This is a genomic window from Shewanella psychrotolerans, from assembly GCF_019457595.1.
GTDB lineage: Bacteria > Pseudomonadota > Gammaproteobacteria > Enterobacterales > Shewanellaceae > Shewanella > Shewanella psychrotolerans.
On record NZ_CP080419.1, the window covers coordinates 4,072,903 to 4,089,589 of the forward strand.

The 16,687-nt window shown below is 43.9% G+C and carries 17 protein-coding genes; 7 read left to right on the forward strand and 10 right to left on the reverse strand.

Features of this window, described 5'->3' with window-relative positions; all coding sequences use genetic code 11:
* Window positions 1-78: 78 nt before the first annotated feature.
* Window positions 79-543, forward strand: coding sequence for a tRNA (uridine(34)/cytosine(34)/5-carboxymethylaminomethyluridine(34)-2'-O)-methyltransferase TrmL (gene trmL / locus K0I62_RS17855; protein ID WP_220069368.1), 465 nt, complete (start codon window positions 79-81; stop codon window positions 541-543).
* Between the two features lie 91 nt (window positions 544-634).
* Here the strand turns inward: trmL and K0I62_RS17860 are convergent, their stop codons facing one another.
* The 3 genes from K0I62_RS17860 to K0I62_RS17870 all read right to left on the reverse strand — a co-directional run bounded on the left by K0I62_RS17860 (window position 635) and on the right by K0I62_RS17870 (window position 4,129).
* Window positions 635-1,156, reverse strand: coding sequence for a hypothetical protein (locus tag K0I62_RS17860; protein WP_258405041.1), 522 nt, complete (start codon window positions 1,154-1,156; stop codon window positions 635-637).
* A 196-nt stretch (window positions 1,157-1,352) separates the two neighbouring features.
* A complete protein-coding gene (locus tag K0I62_RS17865; RefSeq protein WP_220069369.1) occupies window positions 1,353-2,801 on the reverse strand; it encodes a M16 family metallopeptidase in 1,449 nt (482 codons plus the stop codon).
* Window positions 2,798-4,129: a M16 family metallopeptidase gene (locus K0I62_RS17870; RefSeq protein WP_220069370.1), complete on the reverse strand. Its 1,332-nt coding sequence runs from the start codon at window positions 4,127-4,129 to the stop codon at window positions 2,798-2,800. Before K0I62_RS17870 ends, K0I62_RS17865 begins: the two co-directional genes overlap by 4 nt.
* 216 nt (window positions 4,130-4,345) lie before the next feature.
* Here K0I62_RS17870 and K0I62_RS17875 point away from each other — a divergent pair, with 216 nt between their 5' ends.
* Window positions 4,346-5,059 carry a flagellar brake protein gene (locus K0I62_RS17875; RefSeq protein WP_220069371.1) on the forward strand — a complete coding sequence of 238 codons (714 nt, stop codon included), beginning with the start codon at window positions 4,346-4,348 and terminating at the stop codon, window positions 5,057-5,059.
* A gap of 87 nt (window positions 5,060-5,146) precedes the next feature.
* Here K0I62_RS17875 and K0I62_RS17880 read toward each other — a convergent pair whose 3' ends face one another.
* Window positions 5,147-5,782: a class I SAM-dependent methyltransferase gene (locus tag K0I62_RS17880; RefSeq protein WP_220069372.1), complete on the reverse strand. Its 636-nt coding sequence runs from the start codon at window positions 5,780-5,782 to the stop codon at window positions 5,147-5,149.
* Between the two features lie 55 nt (window positions 5,783-5,837).
* A complete protein-coding gene (locus K0I62_RS17885) occupies window positions 5,838-6,191 on the reverse strand; it encodes a hypothetical protein (RefSeq protein WP_220069373.1) in 354 nt (117 codons plus the stop codon).
* Window positions 6,192-6,461: 270 nt separating this feature from the next.
* Here K0I62_RS17885 and K0I62_RS17890 point away from each other — a divergent pair, with 270 nt between their 5' ends.
* Window positions 6,462-8,570, forward strand: a complete 2,109-nt coding sequence (locus K0I62_RS17890; protein ID WP_220069374.1) for a putative bifunctional diguanylate cyclase/phosphodiesterase — start codon at window positions 6,462-6,464, stop codon at window positions 8,568-8,570.
* Window positions 8,571-8,764: 194 nt separating this feature from the next.
* On the opposite strand, the gene K0I62_RS17895 is transcribed toward K0I62_RS17890, so the two are convergent.
* Together K0I62_RS17895 and K0I62_RS17900 are read right to left on the reverse strand one after the other, a co-directional pair.
* A complete protein-coding gene (locus K0I62_RS17895; protein WP_220069375.1) occupies window positions 8,765-9,361 on the reverse strand; it encodes a tRNA-uridine aminocarboxypropyltransferase in 597 nt (198 codons plus the stop codon).
* A gap of 105 nt (window positions 9,362-9,466) precedes the next feature.
* Window positions 9,467-10,669, reverse strand: a complete 1,203-nt coding sequence (locus K0I62_RS17900; RefSeq protein ID WP_220069376.1) for a multidrug effflux MFS transporter — start codon at window positions 10,667-10,669, stop codon at window positions 9,467-9,469.
* A gap of 116 nt (window positions 10,670-10,785) precedes the next feature.
* Here K0I62_RS17900 and K0I62_RS17905 point away from each other — a divergent pair, with 116 nt between their 5' ends.
* The gene (locus K0I62_RS17905) at window positions 10,786-11,766 is read left to right on the forward strand and encodes a LysR family transcriptional regulator (protein WP_220069377.1); all 981 of its coding nucleotides are present in this window, start codon (window positions 10,786-10,788) and stop codon (window positions 11,764-11,766) included.
* A 153-nt stretch (window positions 11,767-11,919) separates the two neighbouring features.
* Entirely contained in the window at window positions 11,920-12,267 is a 348-nt protein-coding gene (locus K0I62_RS17910; protein ID WP_220069378.1) for a hypothetical protein, read from the forward strand.
* Between the two features lie 122 nt (window positions 12,268-12,389).
* On the opposite strand, the gene K0I62_RS17915 is transcribed toward K0I62_RS17910, so the two are convergent.
* A complete protein-coding gene (locus tag K0I62_RS17915; RefSeq protein ID WP_220071443.1) occupies window positions 12,390-13,820 on the reverse strand; it encodes a DUF4145 domain-containing protein in 1,431 nt (476 codons plus the stop codon).
* A 49-nt stretch (window positions 13,821-13,869) separates the two neighbouring features.
* Window positions 13,870-14,583, reverse strand: coding sequence for a hypothetical protein (locus tag K0I62_RS17920; RefSeq protein ID WP_220069379.1), 714 nt, complete (start codon window positions 14,581-14,583; stop codon window positions 13,870-13,872).
* A gap of 164 nt (window positions 14,584-14,747) precedes the next feature.
* Between K0I62_RS17920 and K0I62_RS17925 the strand changes: the two genes are divergently transcribed.
* Both K0I62_RS17925 and K0I62_RS17930 read left to right on the forward strand, forming a co-directional pair.
* Window positions 14,748-15,266, forward strand: a complete 519-nt coding sequence (locus K0I62_RS17925; RefSeq protein ID WP_220069380.1) for a DUF2780 domain-containing protein — start codon at window positions 14,748-14,750, stop codon at window positions 15,264-15,266.
* 107 nt (window positions 15,267-15,373) lie between these two features.
* Window positions 15,374-15,832 carry a tellurite resistance TerB family protein gene (locus tag K0I62_RS17930; RefSeq protein WP_220071444.1) on the forward strand — a complete coding sequence of 153 codons (459 nt, stop codon included), beginning with the start codon at window positions 15,374-15,376 and terminating at the stop codon, window positions 15,830-15,832.
* Between the two features lie 15 nt (window positions 15,833-15,847).
* On the opposite strand, the gene K0I62_RS17935 is transcribed toward K0I62_RS17930, so the two are convergent.
* The gene (locus tag K0I62_RS17935; protein WP_220069381.1) at window positions 15,848-16,672 is read right to left on the reverse strand and encodes an HDOD domain-containing protein; all 825 of its coding nucleotides are present in this window, start codon (window positions 16,670-16,672) and stop codon (window positions 15,848-15,850) included.
* Between the last annotated feature and the right edge of the window lie 15 nt (window positions 16,673-16,687).

Sequence of the window (16,687 nt, forward strand, 5' to 3'; positions counted from 1 at the left end):
GATCCCACTCACAGTGACGTTTTCCACTATCGACTTTTACCGTATAATCGCGACTCTTCTATCCAAAGGTAAGCCAGCATGTTCCATATCGCCCTTTATGAACCCGAAATCGCCCCTAATACAGGTAACATCATTCGCTTATGTGCTAATAATGGCTGCCAACTGCACTTAATTGAGCCACTTGGATTTGATTTAGAAGAAAAAAAACTACGCCGAGCAGGTTTAGACTACAGCGATTTAACACGGGTGACGCGTCATAAGGACTTTTCCTGTTTTCTCGAAGCGATGGCCGGTAAACGCATTATGGCCTGCACCACTAAAGGGAGTCGCCCGCACAGCGAACTGAGTTTTGAAAAAGAGGATGTATTGTTGTTTGGCCCTGAGACCCGTGGCTTGCCAATAGAGATTATCGAATCGTTACCCACCTCTCAACGCCTAAGAATCCCTATGGCGGCGAGTAGCCGTAGCTTGAATCTGTCAAATGCGGTCGCGATCATCAGCTATGAAGCTTGGCGACAAATTGGTTATGAAGGCGCGCTTTAACCGACACTTACCGTCACTCTTAAGCTCACACTCGGGCAATTGATCATTAGCGAGTCTATTGTTGCGCTAATTGCCGTTGTCACTGTTGTTATCATTGTGGTTGCATGGCGATGGCTCTATATAACCTATACTGGTCATCGTCCTCATCTAAGTATTGCAAGTTTTGCAGCCATAACCAGCCTTTATCCTGACGCTCAAACCTTAACTGGATTAATACCGGTCGCTGCAGCACAATGCCTTTACCTAACAAGGTAAAGGCATTGCTATCCTCATACAGGCTAAAATTTTGGTATTTATCCTCATCAACACCGTTGTAATACAGCAAAGATACCTCAGGAGCCACATCTCTAAACCACCAAGTTTCGCTAAACGGGTAACGAGCATGCTCGCTGACAGAGAGGATCAATTGGCGCTTATCGGCGGAACAGATCGCCTCGACACTGACCATTTTGGGTTGTGACTGCGATTGTGGTTGTGATGCACTGCCACGCCACTGACCTGCAAGCACATCACAAAAGTTAGCTAGTGGAATCTTTTCCATCCCATAAACCGGAGATAAGCAGCAAATATTGGCCACTATGCCAGCCAATAGTAGTTTTTTTAGATAGCTCAATGTCATCCTATGTAACGATACAAGTTGCCCTAAGTATGGGTATACAACCAATTAGTATAAAGTGCCATTTTGCGCCAACGACGGCAAACTATCCCATCGCAAGCGTTTATCATCATTCAATTAAACTCTGACGAAAAATAAAAAAGCCTCTGAATCGATATCATTTCAGAGGCTTGTTATTAATGAGCTTTAGTAGCTATTGATCAAACCCAATAGCATCAATTTCAACTTGAATCACTTCGCCATACTGAGCAGCTACGTCGGCAATTTTTGCCGCATTGCCAATCAGCACATATTGCAGCTTATCTTGAGGGAAGTGCGTGCTAATGAGTCGCTGGGTATCGGCCAATGTTAATCCATCGACATTCTTTTGGAAGTCATTGATGAAGGCATCGTCGAAGCCGTATAAGTACATATCCGACAATAACTCAGCCATTTGACCACTGGTCTCAAACTTAGGCGGGAACTGTCCTTTGACATAGGCTTTTGCCGAGTCTAGGGTTGCCTGATCTATCCCTTTCTCCCACAGCCTAGCGTAGGTTTTCAGCGCTAAATCAATAGCCTCCTTAGTGGTTTCACTCTTAGTGAAGGTACTAATTCTAAAAACGCCACCCTTTGAATAAGGTGTAAAACCAGAGCGGGCACCATAGGTTAAACCAGCGTTGACTCTTAATTCATCGTTTAACCATGAGGTGAATCGCCCACCCAAAATGGTATTAACCACCTGAAGGCCAACGTAATCAGGGTTGTCGCGAGCAACACCTTTACCACCGATTAAAAATGTCGTTTCAATGGCATCACCTTTATTAACCAAAAGCACTCGACTCTTATCTAGGGTTGGTTGCTGCTTTGCAAGCATAGGAGCTTGTACTGCCTCACCGTTGCTCCAAGTGCCAAACAAACTAGCGAGCTTAGTTTTCATTACAGCAGGTTCAAAGTCACCAACGATAGCAATCGAGCTGTTGCTTGGTTGATAGTAACTCTTATGAAACGCGCGCAGCTGCGACACATTTAACTCTTCTAAAGAGGTACGAGTACCCGAGCTAGGATTGCCATACGGATGTTGACCAAAAACTAACTTATCGAAGTAACGACCAATCACGTTGCGTGGACTCTCTTTCGCTTGAGCAAGACCCGCCATCTCACGTTGACGCAGCTTATCAAACTCACTGGCATCAAAATCGGGTGAGACCAGCAAGTCACGCACTAACGGCAACATCTTATCGACATCTTTTGCCATAAAGTCGGCACCAACATAGCTGCCTTCTTTACCCGCTTGAGCCCCAATTGATGCCCCTAGAAAATCGACCATCTGTTCGATATCTGACTTAGATTTGCCATTCGCTCCGAGCAACAAAGACTGGGCCGTCATCCCAGCAACACCCGAAGTAGTGTCGTTGACCGCACCCACTCTTACCACCGCATTAACGGTGATCAGCGGCACCTCTTTTTGCGGCATCAAGTAGACGCTTAAGCCATTATCTAGCTGATAATGCTCGTAGGCAGGCATCTTAAAGCTACCAGTATCGACAGATACCGATTGTTGAGTTGCAGCACAACCTGCGAGTCCCACCGCACTGGCGATGACAAATACAGATGCAAGTCGTGATAATTTCTGCGGAATATAATTTATAAAGAGTTTCATTCGTCACTCTCCTCTGTAGCCGCCAGTACAGCAACGGTGCGATTAGCGCGACGTAGATAGGTTTGTGCAACACGCTGAATATCTTCAGGTGTGACTTTATTATAAGCCTCTGGAGCATTAAACAGTTTATCGTAACTGCCAAAATAGAGCTCATACGTCCCTACGGTATTAGCTTTACCGTTAATGGTTTCCATCGCTCGATAGAAGTTCATCAACTTGATGTTTTTGACCTTCTCTAACTCATGCTGGCTAACACCCTCACGAGCAATGCGGTTTATCTCAGCAATCATGCCCTTTTCCAGCTCTAACGCTGTAATACCGGGATTGGCGACCCCCATGACATAAAAAAGATTAGGGTCAAAACTCATCGGCATATAGGTTTCGACTTCAATCGCGACCTGTTTTTCAACTAAGCCTTGATAGAGACGAGAGCTGTTACCTGTGGTTAAGATTGAAGAGAGCAGATCTAAAGCGTAATAATCATCACTGGTGGTGGCTGGCACATGATACGCAAGCATCACATTCGGTGTACTCACCGAGGCTTTTTGTACATAGACGCGGCGTTCACCTTTTTGCAGTGGTTCTACCGTTTTAACTTCGCGTGGTGGAGCTTGAGCTGGAATAGGTGCAAAATATTTATTAGCTAATGCTTTAACTTCATTGAGTTTTACATCACCCGCAATCACAACAACTCCATTATTAGGTGCGTAATAGGTTTTGTGATATTGCACTAAGTCATCGAGTGTCCAAGCGGCAATATCTGACTCGTGTCCAATCACAGACCAACTGTAAGGGTGAGCTCTAAAGGCCGCGCCTTTTATCTCTTCTTGCAGCGTTCGCCAGTTAGAATTTTCTAAGCCTGTGGTACGTTCTGATGCGACCACGCCACGCTCACTCTCTACCATTTTCTCGTTGATATCGAGATTGGCAATACGGTCGGCTTCAAGATCGAACATGGTTTCTAGCGCATTAGATGGAAACCAGTCGGTATAGACCGTAATATTTTCTGTGGTATAAGCGTTATTGGCGCCACCTGCGGCTTCCATAGTGCGGTCGAACATCTTAGGACCATACTTTTTTGAGCCGTTGAACATCATGTGTTCAAAGAAATGAGAGATCCCTGTAATACCAGGCACTTCATTACGTGAACCCACTTTCCAAAATAGATACATGTTGGCATTAGGTATTGATGAATCCTCCAACACCATAATCTTCATACCATTATCTAGCGTGAAGCTTTTAATATCTTCCGCTTGTGTTGCCTGTGTCGCCGCTGAAGTGAATAACACTCCAATCGACATACACAATGCGATTATCTTTCGCATCATCTGTCGTTCCCTCTTAGTGAGCAGATAAAAATAAAGGAGTTTGGAGGCTAAGTCACAAATTAGCTCCTAAACAAACGTCACTATAAGAGGCTAAATTGCAAATGAAATCAAGTGTATTATGCTGATGTACTGACAACTTAATTGTAACGTATTGCTATAGATATCATGTTGGATAATAAACACTTCTCATTTCATCCTGCGATAGGGAGACAAATCTTGCTAAATAATAGCGAAACAAATTTTGCTGATCTCAACCGCATGAGCTGCAATACCGAGACTCAATTACAAATACTTACGCCCACACAGCCCATAAGATTACGTACACGGCTGATCGGCGTTGATCCCAATAATTCGGTTATCTTGGCGCTTGGCAATGATAAACAATGGATAGCGGCCAAAGACTTTATTCGTCAGGGACAAGGAGTGATTGTTCGCATTATTAATAGTGATGATCCCGAAGCCAGTATTTTGGCTTTTAGAAGCAAAATCAAAACACTCGTTAATCATACCGGCCGTTGGTTAATCATCGAATATCCTTCTGAGCTACAAAGCGTAGCGCTAAGACAACACTCGCGTATTCCGATATTTGTCGCAGCATCGATGCACAGAGAAACCGATGATGGCTATGAAAGCACATCAATATCAAATGGCTATTTACAAGATATCTCGATTAAAGGTGGTGGATACACAGGTATTAGTCTTGAAGATTGCCAACCAGGACAGCGCTACTATATTCAAGTCAAAATTAACAATGCACTAGAAACCTTAGCGGTGCCTATCACCATCAAAAACATTCAACCACCAAGCGATGATAGCGCCCAATATCAGTATGGCTTTTCAATAGAGGAAGCCAATACCAATGTCGAAGAGTTTGTGCAAAAGGTAATTATCAATCACCTATTTCAACAGCAAAAAAACCAAGTCACCTGAAATCGGGATAGTGAACGTAAAATGGCTAATTCATCTAGCGTTATGCAATCTCTTAACCCGAGCTCAGGTTAAGTAAGAACAACAATTCTAGGCTTTAGTAAAAAACACCACATCATTATCAATGACTTCAAGTTGCCAATGAAAATGGTTCGCTATCCATTCGAATGTGGCAGCACTATAAAATCGAATATGGGTAAGATCGCTCTTGTAGTGCCAATGCCTAAACGCTTCTTCGCCTAATACCCGCTTAGTCATAATCGCAAGTACACCATTTGCTTTCAGCATAGCGTTTAGCTGGGCTAGCAGCGCAGAAGCATCGGCCACATGCTCTATCACTTCAGTCATGGTGATAAAGTCATATTGGCGATCGAGTAACTCTGGCCTATGGAAATAATACAGATCATAGTTTTCCATCGCGAGTCCAGACTCTTGGGCCATAACGCTAATGGTTGGCCCAGGGCCACAACCAAAATCTAGTCCTTGCATGGTGGGAGATATACGCTCAAGTAACGGCTCCCAAGTTCGACCAAGGAAACGTCGATAACCTAAATCTTCACTATTGTTTTCGTGATGATCATAAAAGGCTTTTTCATCGGCAGAGCTTAATAAATAAGTCTGTGGCACCGACACCAATTGGCACACATCGCAACGCAAATATTCTCTATGTTTATCGCGATGAAAAAATGATAACGCAGTGCTGCTACATAAAGGACAACAATTCACAGGGTTTCCTAGGTATTAGTTAGGCCATTAACAATAACGGATGATGGATTAAGGATCAGGGAGTAGGGATTTTTCGTTCTTGCGCTGCGGCTTCTTTAGCCTCACGCAAATACTTTTCCTCGCGGCTCTCGCGCTCACTAAACTGCTTCTGGGCTTTCTCTTTTTGGTCACTTTCCCATTCTCGAGGTTGTAGTCCCTTTAATACTTGTTGTTCACGAGTAGAGTTATCCCTAGCCGCTTGGCGAGCCTTGTCTAATTCAGTTTGTTCAAGTTGTTGCGATAACACCTTAGCGTCATCGGCTTTCTCGGAAAGACTCTTGTCACCACCAGCGAGTACATTCGTGCTCACTAAAGACAGAAAAAACAGCACCTGTCCCCATTGTTTAACTCGATTTTTATCACCAATCATTTTTATGTTCCTTCCTTTATAACCGCCACTTTTCGTCATTAATGATACTAGATCAACTGATATGGAGATTATACAACTAACGATTCCTTAACTATGGCAAGGGTATTGTAGTAATTGTTTGGATAAATAGCCCAATTATCGAATAAATATGACCTATATAATTGAGTCTAAACAGTATTCGAGGTACTTTACTATTATCACAATGAAACAATGATTAACTCGTTGTTAGCCATAGGATCATTGATTATATCCTTTAACGGAGAACCATGGATGAGCCAATGGTTTCAGATACTTAGTCAATTAACGTCCACTCGCTCGAGCATCCAGCATAAAATTGAAGCTTGGTGTCAATCGCCCGACAGCCAGAACTTAGCAATATTAAAGAATTACTCTTTTTGTGCGGCAAACCAAGGCACCCTCGACTATTTTCAGACACAGGAAGATAGTTTCATCAATGCGACTCCTTATGACTTCTCTCCGCGAATCCAATCTTCAGGTAAAAATAGTGTCGAATATTCACAACAAATGATCGATAAAACCAGTAATGGAGAGGAGATAAGCTTTAATTGGTTACATATGAGCCAGCTTGGTGGTGAGTTACCAACTAGAGTCACAATTTACCCTGCAACACTGGCAGATCACCCCGTTAATTTAGTGCTATTTGAACCCACTAATCGCCGCCGCAGTGTCAGACGTAATATCGCTAACGGTTTTGAACGCTTACCTCCGCAGCTAGTATCGAGCATCTTAGAGGATAGCGCTGAAGCGGTTTATATTACTGACGCCTCCCATAAAATAATTGCCGTAAATAAGGCCATGTGCCGTATCTGCGGCTATAGCACCGACCAACTGATCGACAGAAAAGCGGAAGAAATTGGCTTATATCAAGATGCCGCACAACAAAACAGCGAGTATCTAAAAAGCTTAAAAGAGCGAGGTAGCTGGCAAGGCGAAATCACTAAATCACGCTCCGATGGCAGCCAGTTCCCCGCCTGGAAGAGCTGTAGAAAAATTCAGATCGAGGGGGAGGTATTCTACGTTACACTGTTTAGCGATATCAGTGTCCAAAAACGACTCGAATTACGTCTAACCGAACAGGCGATGGTCGACACGCTAACAGGATTACCCAATCGCCATCAGCTCAAACAACTACTGAATCAGGCTTTAATTGATAACCAAGCTAATCCAGATAAATTAGGCGCGGTGATGTTTATGGATCTTAATGGGTTCAAAAATATCAATGACTGTTTCGGCCATGCAACTGGGGACAAGGTGCTGCAATTGGTCTCGGCGCGACTCGAAGTCAGTTGTATCGAAAAAGCCGATATTGCTAGACTGGGTGGCGATGAATTTACCCTGATATTACAAGATTGCCAAAGTCGCGCAGAAATCGAAGCCTTTTCACAACAGCTGCTGTCAATCTTCGATGCACCATTTGAGATCGATGGACAAAAATTTTACTTAGGTACTAGCGTAGGTATAGCGTTGTTCCCCGAGCATGGACACCAAGCCTCACAGCTACTGAGCTTAGCCGATACGGCAATGTATTGCGCCAAAAAAAGTCCTAATCACGTCCTGTTTTACGACAGCAATATGCACCTTGAAGCCGAACATAAATTAAATATGCTCAACGATTTACGCCATGCCCATAGCCTTAAGCAATTCAAACTGGCCTATCAGGTAATCGTCGATCTTGAGTACAGTCGCGTGATTGGAGCTGAGGCCCTACTCAGGTGGCAAAAAAACGACGGTACTTTAATCGAAGCCTCTAACTTTATTCCGCTATTGGAAGAGACGGGATTATTAATCACCGTAGGTCAATGGGTCCTTACCCAAGCTTGTAGCCAAGTTGCTTCTTGGCGCAAAGAGCACGGTTGTCAGTTACAAGCCTGCGTCAATGTATCGCCTATTCAACTAGAACACCCTGATTTTCTCAAGCAGGTAAAACATGCACTTGCAGTAAGCAAACTTCCGGCTAAAGGCCTAGTGCTTGAGATCACTGAATCGGCATTACTAAGGCAACCAGAGCGAGTAAAACAAACGTTAAATCAGCTTAAATCTCTTGGAGTTAGAATCGCTATAGATGATTTTGGCGCGGGTCTATCATCCTTAAGTAAGCTAGGAACATTACCTATCGATACTTTAAAAATTGATGCTGGGTTTGCTGAGCGTTTAAGTGAACCACAAGGGAAAGAACTATGTCAGGCGATGATCCAACTCGCTCAGGCACTCGATATTCAGTTTGTAGTTGAGGGAATCGAAACCCTTAAACAAAAACAGATATTATCAACTATGGGCAAGGGGTTCGGACAAGGATATTTCTTTGGTCATCCCGAATCTGCTGAACACTTCAACTCGATTAATTTTAGCGAGCATTGAACCGATAGCCGTGCCAATTTGCATATGCGCAACACTGCCTCCCTGCATGGACAGTGTACTGGCACAACTATCTAACCACCTGTATCCAAGTGACTGAGACTATTAGACCCGATTTTCAAACTCATTAAAGTGATCCGTACCCAAAGATGATTAGCAAACACTGATATTTATCACAAGTTTTGCAAAAACTACTTTTAGCTTAAATATCTTTGTCTTACAGAAAGTGGCATTGCCATTAAACGCTGATCAACCAGTGCACTTAGTGCATCCGTCAACGGTGACACATCGCAACTGGGCTCAATAATGCTGATCGCCATCGCTGCGGCCTCAAGGGTTGATAGGCTGTCAGATCGCTTCGCCTTTCGAATGGTGTAATGGGAGGGAGAGTCGAGATCTAGATGCACCGCAGGGTATTGGTTCAACCATGGATTGAGCTTTAATAATTTAAATGCCTTACGCCAAGTACCATCAAGCAGCAACAAGATCGCCTCTTTAGGTGGCGATAATTCGCCTACACTTAGACTCACCTCTGATGGATATAACACAAAAATAGGTTTGGTCTGCTCATCGAGATAAGCCCTAAGTGACATAAAATCTTCAGTAGTCTCCCCAACCACCACCCGCAGATCTTTCATGACAGCCTTCATCAATTTCACGCTATTTTTAGCATGCTTAACTTCGCTAGGATCTTGCAACACAATAAGCTCAACACTCGTAGAAAGTGGCCGAATACTGGCGCATAAACAAGCATTGATAGGATACTGGCAATGAGGACAATTTAGACGTTTCAAAACATTCTCAAATAAAGAAGATAGATTTATAGTGTACAAAAAAAGCCTGCATTATGGTCAAGTAATACAGGCTAAAGGGTGTTGCGTTTTGGATAAAGCGATTAATTAATGTGCATGTTGCTCCTGATGCCAATGATCTAAACGACTCATCGTCATCATAGTCAGTAACAAGGTTGCCAACCCGCCCATCACAACCACTACAGCGTAAGGCGCAGGTAAATCCGTTTGCTGAATCATTCCCGCGAGTATAGATGCGCCACTCATTTGAATAAAACCTAACATGGCCGCGGCGGTACCTGCGCGCTCACCAAAACCGGCTAGTGCCATGCTTGTTGCGGGGCCAAGCAACAAAGCAAAACCAATACATAACAACATCATAGGTAACATAAAGGCGAAAGCCGCTGCCAAGCCAACCTGCGGACCAAACCATTGTGCAGCGACCTGCAATAAGGCTGATGCGACTAGCGTATTTAACGCGATAACGACTGTGCGACGATTGCCTAAGCGCTGAATAACCATAGGAGCGGTAAAGCAAGCGACAATATTGACCACAGCATTCAGTCCAAACAAGCCGCTGAAGGTCAACTCAGATACACCAATTCGCTCAATTAACCATACTGGAGCGTAGGATACATAACAGAGTATTGATGCCATTCCCGCCATACAGGCAAATGCATAAAACAAGAAATGTGGGTCAACTAATACCGGCTTATAGCGCGACCAACGATACAATGGCCCAGTTGTAACTGTGTTTGCGGGGCGCGTCTCTGGAAGTCGGTAACCTACGACTATCATGATCAAAATGGCATACAGTGTCATAAACACAAAAGTCGAGCGCCAACCAAACTGCAACGCCAATAGCCCACCGAGCGTCGGTGCTAACGCTGGGATCACACAGATCACACCGTTTAAATAGCTGTAGTAACGGGCACCTTCTTTGGGGCTAAAACAGTCTCGTACCGCACTAAATACCACAATTGAGGTGGAACAGGCCGCTAATCCCTGTAGCACTCGGGCGATCTGCAACCAATGAAATTCCATCGCGACGACAGCGAGTAAGCTGCTGGCGATATAGAGTAATATTCCAGCCATTGCGATAGGTCTGCGCCCATATCTATCGGCCAGCGGACCAATTAAAACCTGCCCCACACCCATGGCGAATAGGAACAAAACTAATGTCGATTGGACATCGCTGGCAGATACGGCAAATTCTGCTGCCATTGTGGGCATTGAAGGCAGATAAATATCGATGGCGAGTGGGCTAAGCACGACCATTAACATTAAAATGGGTAACAAATTACGGCGCATGGGGTCTCTTTATCTAATCAAAGTAGGGTGAAGCAATTAGGGTCTATTTTAGATGAATGATGTTATGAACAGAAATGGTATAATTTCAAAAGCTAATTTCCTTTAAGGAATATCATATGAATCTGGATAACCTCGCTCGTATCGATTTAAATCTGTTGGTCATTTTACAAGTCTTACTCGAAGAGCGTAGCGTCACTCGTGCGGCGAATCGCTTGCACTTAAGCCAATCGGCTCTAAGCAAAAGCCTCAACCGATTGCGCGATACCTTAGGTGATCCGTTGTTTATTCGCACCGCTCATGGGCTAAAACCCACGGCTCACGCAGTAATATTGGGGCAACAGTTACCGAACATGCTGCAAGGACTGTATCAACTTACTCAACCTCCTCGATTTGTTCCAGCAAGCAGTACTCGGCAGTTTTCCATATCCATGGTCGAAAGTGCCTACGAGACACTCATCCCTTACTTTATCGGCCCACTGCTAAACAACGCCCCCAATCTAAGGCTCGATTCCTATCTTTGGACGGAAGAATCATTAGCTGGACTACAAAAAGGTCAAATTGACTTTGGTATAGCAGGGCGAGACATGACGCCGCAATCGGATATCGTTACCGACCGATTACCGGAAGGGATTGCCCATCAAACCCTATTCACCGACCACCAAGTGTGCCTAGTTCGGCGCAACCACCCGATCCTGACCGCACTAAAAACGGGAAACTGGAACTTGAACATCTATCTAGAGATGTCTCATGTGCAGGTGCGTTGTGAAGGCAATGAATGGTGGGCACTCGATTATCACTTAGCCGATCTCGGCCATCGTCGCCATTTAAGTACGACCGTCCCTGACTTTTATGGCGCCGCCAGTATCTGTGCTCATAGCAACCTGATCTTTACGCTACCTTCAAGTTTTGCCAGCCACGCCCAGAAACTCTATCCACTGGTGGAATTACCGCTGCCGCTCGCGTTTTCGCCATTGGCTTATGTACTGTTATGGCATGAGCGCAATAATGATGAACCAGGGCATAAATGGATAAGAGAGACCATCTGCAAAAGTGTCGCGGACGCTTTTAACCAACAAGATAAACTTGATTCAGCCTAGGTTAATGTTGGCTAAGTTAAGCTAACGGCTGTTAGATGCAGCTTGGCTAGAAAAGATATCTGGTTACAGTTTTTGGCAAAGATTAACCTAATTTAACGTGATATCTCATAAGACAATGTGCAGAATCAAACCTTAGCAAATATAGGAGAAACTATGATCTATCATCAATTTCAGCAGACACCTTTCCAGAGTCGCTTCTCTGGTAGCAAAGGTTGGCTAGCATTTGCTATCGGTTTAATCGTCATGACATTGGTCTTGCTAGCGCTTCCCTTTGTCATTCTAATTGGTGCATTGAGCTTTATCACCTTGAGCCTGTTTGGTCGTCTATTTTTAAAACGACAACTGGCAAAATTTCGCCAGCAAACTCAAGGATTTTATGGCTTTGAGCCGCAAGCGGAACAAGCATCAGCCGAAACCTCAAGTCGGTTTAATGATAAAGGCCCTTTTGCTGGTAACACTCCGCGCCAAGGTCGTACCTTTGAACACAATCCTAACGAGTAAAGCTTGCTCCTCGATCAAACTGGCTCTTTACTCAAAATAGTTGGCGTAATTGATTAAGCAGAATAAATGGAGCTAGTGCCACCATCTCAACTGTAATCAATTTAAAAGTGATCGCTAACAAATTACTCAGACAAAAGCTCTTGTGCGCGTTGGAGGGTGACTAACTCTTCTGAGTTGGTCGTGACCTTAAGTACATTCTCTATCTGTAACACTAAAGAATTCCACAACGGCGTGATGACTTCCAGCTCACGCTCGTTAGCTCGTTGCCGCGCCATCTTAAGCAGTGCAGCAGAACCGACCACATCGATACGGCCTAAAATACCATCAGCTAAAGCGATACTCAGCTCAATCATTGCAGGAACGCTATGTCCATACTTGATGACTTCTCGAAGATATCGCTCAGCAACGCTGAAGTCATCACCTAAGGTGTTTTCGTTATTGAGCATCTGCTGAGCACGATTTAGCATCGCATCCAGCTGACCTTGTTCTGCAGCCTCGGCCATCCACTGTTCACTCGCTAAAGGATCCGCAGTACATCCCTCTCCGCGAGCTAACATCAAGGCTAAATGATATTGTGCATGGGGGAATCCCGCTTGAGCTGCAGAGGAAATATAGTGATAGGCTTGTATATAATTTGCCTGCTGGTAATAAAGCACGCCAAGATTTGCCATCGCCTCTGACTGATCTAAAGCAGCAGCGGCTTGCAGATAATGGAGCGCATCACTTTGACTCACTTCTATATGTTCGCCACCCACTAAGTAAAAATAACCCAGTAATGCCATCGCGTTGGCTACGCCAGCTTTAGCCGCTGCAACTATTGCATTTTCACCAGCGATTCTATCGACCTCTCCACTATATCCATGGAGCAAACTCACGCCATGCTCATACAATGCATCGACGTGATGAGGTGCTGCTTGCGCGAACCAGTATCCCGCCTGTTTAAAACTTTCATCGCTTTGGTTAACAACGTCAAGTTGTTGATCATTATCATCGAGGGCTTGCTCTTGCTCTCGTTGGATAAGCGCTCGAGTTTTAAGCGACATGCCGACTATGTATTGCGCCTCTGGATCATTTTCCATTACAGCCCGATAGCATAAATCGCGACCAGCAATAGAATCGAACGGCTCAAACAGATATTGCGGCGGTTCACTTTGATGAAGATGCGCATAGAGATCGACCACTAATTTAAGCAAACGCTCAATAGAACGCTCAGCGATCTCTTGGAGCGCTTGTGTGGTCAAATGATATTTTTCAGGGTGAGCACCGCGGTTGCCATCACCGCGCAGTCGATGTAAAGCTCGAGTAACTCGAACATTAATCACTCGCTCTTTATTTAGCGTTTCAATGCGGTCGTATAGATTGGGGCTATCAAAAACAATGTGTTGCGACTTAGCCAGACACTCTGTCAACTTATGGGTAAAACTACGAATATGCAGTAGTGCTTGAGTCGGAACATCTCGCACATAACTTTTAGCAATCCGATAATCTTCGCCAAGTTCAGGGGATAATTGCGTAACAAGTTGGGTATCTGTCAACACGATTCGCACTCCGATAAAATGACAAATAGGGTCTGATGTTCAGACCCTAAAAACGCCAGAGTCGTTAAACTTGCTCGTCGATATTCGGGCGAGAAACCATATATAAACGGAATAAGGCCACGTTAACAAACAAGCCAAAGAAGGCCACTATCACCTCAACAATCAACATTAAAGGTAAGCCCACATTTTCTGCAAGGCTGGATAAAGCACCACCAAATAATGAAAATGGAATATAAATCATTAATAGTAATAGTGTTTTAAATACGATAGGCCCACTAAATTTAAAACTACCTTTAATTGCTGTCAGCGGTGTTAAACGCTCTACAACCACCATAAAGTTTACATAGGCCAAACGCGCAAATATGTAAATGCTCATCACTAAGCCAATCAACCACAATGGTCCAAACGCGGCAAACAACATCACTGGCGCGATAATCGCCATACCAGAGAAAACCCCAGCAAGAAGTAAACCGGGAACAAAACTGAAACTGGTCTTTAAAATCATCGCATTTGATGGTTCATGACCATGTGATCTCACTTCCATAAACAGAGTTAAAGAAGCAATTAACACAGAAAATACAAGTAACAACACTATCATGGCGACCATATGTGAGGCGCCAAATTGTGGGTTTTCGAGATCGGCACTGTTAATCTCCATCCCTAACCACATTTGAATACCAACCTGAATAAATAGAATCGGCACCGTCAGAATTGCTAACTGACTAATATGATTGCGAAAGAAGTTATATGCTTCGGTCAAAATCGCTGATAATGACATAGGTCTTTCCATTAGATAATTGTAAACCAACCAGTAAGTCGGACAGGATACCGAAATTTCATATTTAATGCACAACAGATGTCTAAAAATAGATACAAAATCTAGACCTAATTGCGCTAAAATAACTGTCAAATTTGGAAGTTTTCACCATAGGATGGCTATAAATGAAATTATCCACCGTTGTTCCCGTGTTACTCGCAACTCTGCTCCTAAATGCTCCCGTTTCAGCAGGATGGTTTGATGACCTCACTAAAAAAGAGGAAACAAAGCCCGTTGCAGCTCAAACAGAGAATAACGACCTCGTAGGCTCTGTGATGTCTCAGTTAGGTTTAAATCAATCGCAGGCAGAAGGTGGGCTTGGAAGTCTACTCACTCTGGCAAAATCAACCCTCGGTAGTGATAGTTTTGCTCCCATAGCCAGTGCGATTCCAGGAATTGATAGTTTATTAGGTGCAGCTCCAACCCTAGACAATGATTCAGGTATGTCCGGATTATTATCAAAGGCAGGCGACTTAGGTTCATCTTTACAAGGTGGCGCTCAAGTATACGACTCATTTGAAAAACTCGGTATTTCAAAAGAGCTAGCCAAACCAATGGTTGATATTGTTAAAGGTTATCTTGACGCCAATGCGGGTGAAGGTACTACTGACTTACTCATGCAAGGCCTAGGTGCTATTTTATAGTCCCTTCTTTGCTTGCTGTTATATGAAAAAGAGTTCATCTGATTAAGATGAACTCTTTTTCATTATCAAGTTCTAAAAAAACATGAGACTCAAATAGGGCATGAATGATGATCGCAAAACTAAAACAATTTCTCACCTCTCACATCGAGCCTATCTCCGCAGAGGAGCAGGCCAAACATCTACACCTAGCAGCCATAAGCCTATTATTAGAAGTGGTCTACGCCGATGAAACCCTAGATGATAAGGAGGCCAAACTACTACCAGAGATGCTAGCGGCTTCGCTATCATTAAATCCCAATGAAATTGCAACCTTAATAGAAGAAGCCAAAACCATTCAAGGTAGTTCGACCTCTCTCTATGAATTTACCAATGAGATAAACTCACAATGCTCTATCGAACAGAAACAGCAACTGATCCTGGCAATGTGGAAACTTGCTTATGCTGATGGAGCGCTTTGTCGTTATGAAGACCAGATAATACGCCGTACTGCGGAGCTATTACATTTAAAGCATAGCGAATTGATACAGATGCGCAATGCCGCGATATCAGGCCAACCAAATGGATAGGATAAGTAGGGTAAACTAAGTTAATAAAACAGCCATTTCAAAACCTTTACCTCGCTGTTCGCTAAGTTTATCGACTAACCCTGTAACATCTAACCTTATCCCTAGGCTCACCCCCTTAGCAAAAAGAGAGCTGGCTTGTTGATCTTCCGGCACATCAGGCCAATGCTTGATTACCCAATAGGCTAAACATATTAAGGCGGCATAAGAAGAAAATGGATCTGCTGATTGAGGATTTCTCTGATACATCACGCCCGCAATAAGTACAGATGAAAACTTCCAGTTTTGAGCTAAAAGTGCGGCAAGCTCATGCGACTGAAAACCTAGCTGAGCCTGTTCAACCTCTCCTTTATCGGCTCCGGCTTCAACCGCGGCATGAATAATACTAGCGGCATTTGGCTCTAATAAAACAATCAGCAAATCGCCAATGTCATGAATAATCCCACAAGTAAACGCGGTATCACTAGCGGAACTACAATGCCTTGCTAGCTCTTGCGCAGTAATAGCCACTTCAAACGTATTTCCCCAAAACTTTTCGACATTAATCTCTTCTACTTTTGGTAAGGCACTAATAACCGCAGAAGCAATCACCAATGTTTTAACGGTTTTTATTCCTAATCGAATCACCGCCTCTTCAATAGATGATACTTCGCGACTCCGCCGGTAATGAGCTGAATTAGCAAGCCGTAACACCCGCATTCCAATTAATGGATCTTGACCTATCTTTGCCGAAATCTCCGTTACAGAAGCCTCTTCTTGGTTAACGGTTTCAAGCAGTTCACTAATAGCCTTAGGGAGCCTAGGTAGTTCATCTATATGATTGAGCAGCGTTACATTGATCATTCTTACTCACTATAT

Excerpts from the sequence above, each read along its gene's own strand:
- trmL (WP_220069368.1), top strand. The coding sequence starts at position 79 with ATGTTCCATATCGCCCTTTATGAACCCGAAATCGCCCCTAATACAGGT.
- K0I62_RS17865 (WP_220069369.1), bottom strand. The coding sequence starts at position 2,801 with ATGAAACTCTTTATAAATTATATTCCGCAGAAATTATCACGACTTGCA.
- K0I62_RS17870 (WP_220069370.1), bottom strand. The coding sequence starts at position 4,129 with ATGATGCGAAAGATAATCGCATTGTGTATGTCGATTGGAGTGTTATTC.
- K0I62_RS17885 (WP_220069373.1), bottom strand. The coding sequence starts at position 6,191 with ATGATTGGTGATAAAAATCGAGTTAAACAATGGGGACAGGTGCTGTTT.
- K0I62_RS17890 (WP_220069374.1), top strand. The coding sequence starts at position 6,462 with ATGAGCCAATGGTTTCAGATACTTAGTCAATTAACGTCCACTCGCTCG.
- K0I62_RS17900 (WP_220069376.1), bottom strand. The coding sequence starts at position 10,669 with ATGCGCCGTAATTTGTTACCCATTTTAATGTTAATGGTCGTGCTTAGC.
- K0I62_RS17905 (WP_220069377.1), top strand. The coding sequence starts at position 10,786 with ATGAATCTGGATAACCTCGCTCGTATCGATTTAAATCTGTTGGTCATT.
- K0I62_RS17910 (WP_220069378.1), top strand. The coding sequence starts at position 11,920 with ATGATCTATCATCAATTTCAGCAGACACCTTTCCAGAGTCGCTTCTCT.
- K0I62_RS17920 (WP_220069379.1), bottom strand. The coding sequence starts at position 14,583 with ATGTCATTATCAGCGATTTTGACCGAAGCATATAACTTCTTTCGCAAT.
- K0I62_RS17925 (WP_220069380.1), top strand. The coding sequence starts at position 14,748 with ATGAAATTATCCACCGTTGTTCCCGTGTTACTCGCAACTCTGCTCCTA.
- K0I62_RS17930 (WP_220071444.1), top strand. The coding sequence starts at position 15,374 with ATGATCGCAAAACTAAAACAATTTCTCACCTCTCACATCGAGCCTATC.
- K0I62_RS17935 (WP_220069381.1), bottom strand. The coding sequence starts at position 16,672 with ATGATCAATGTAACGCTGCTCAATCATATAGATGAACTACCTAGGCTC.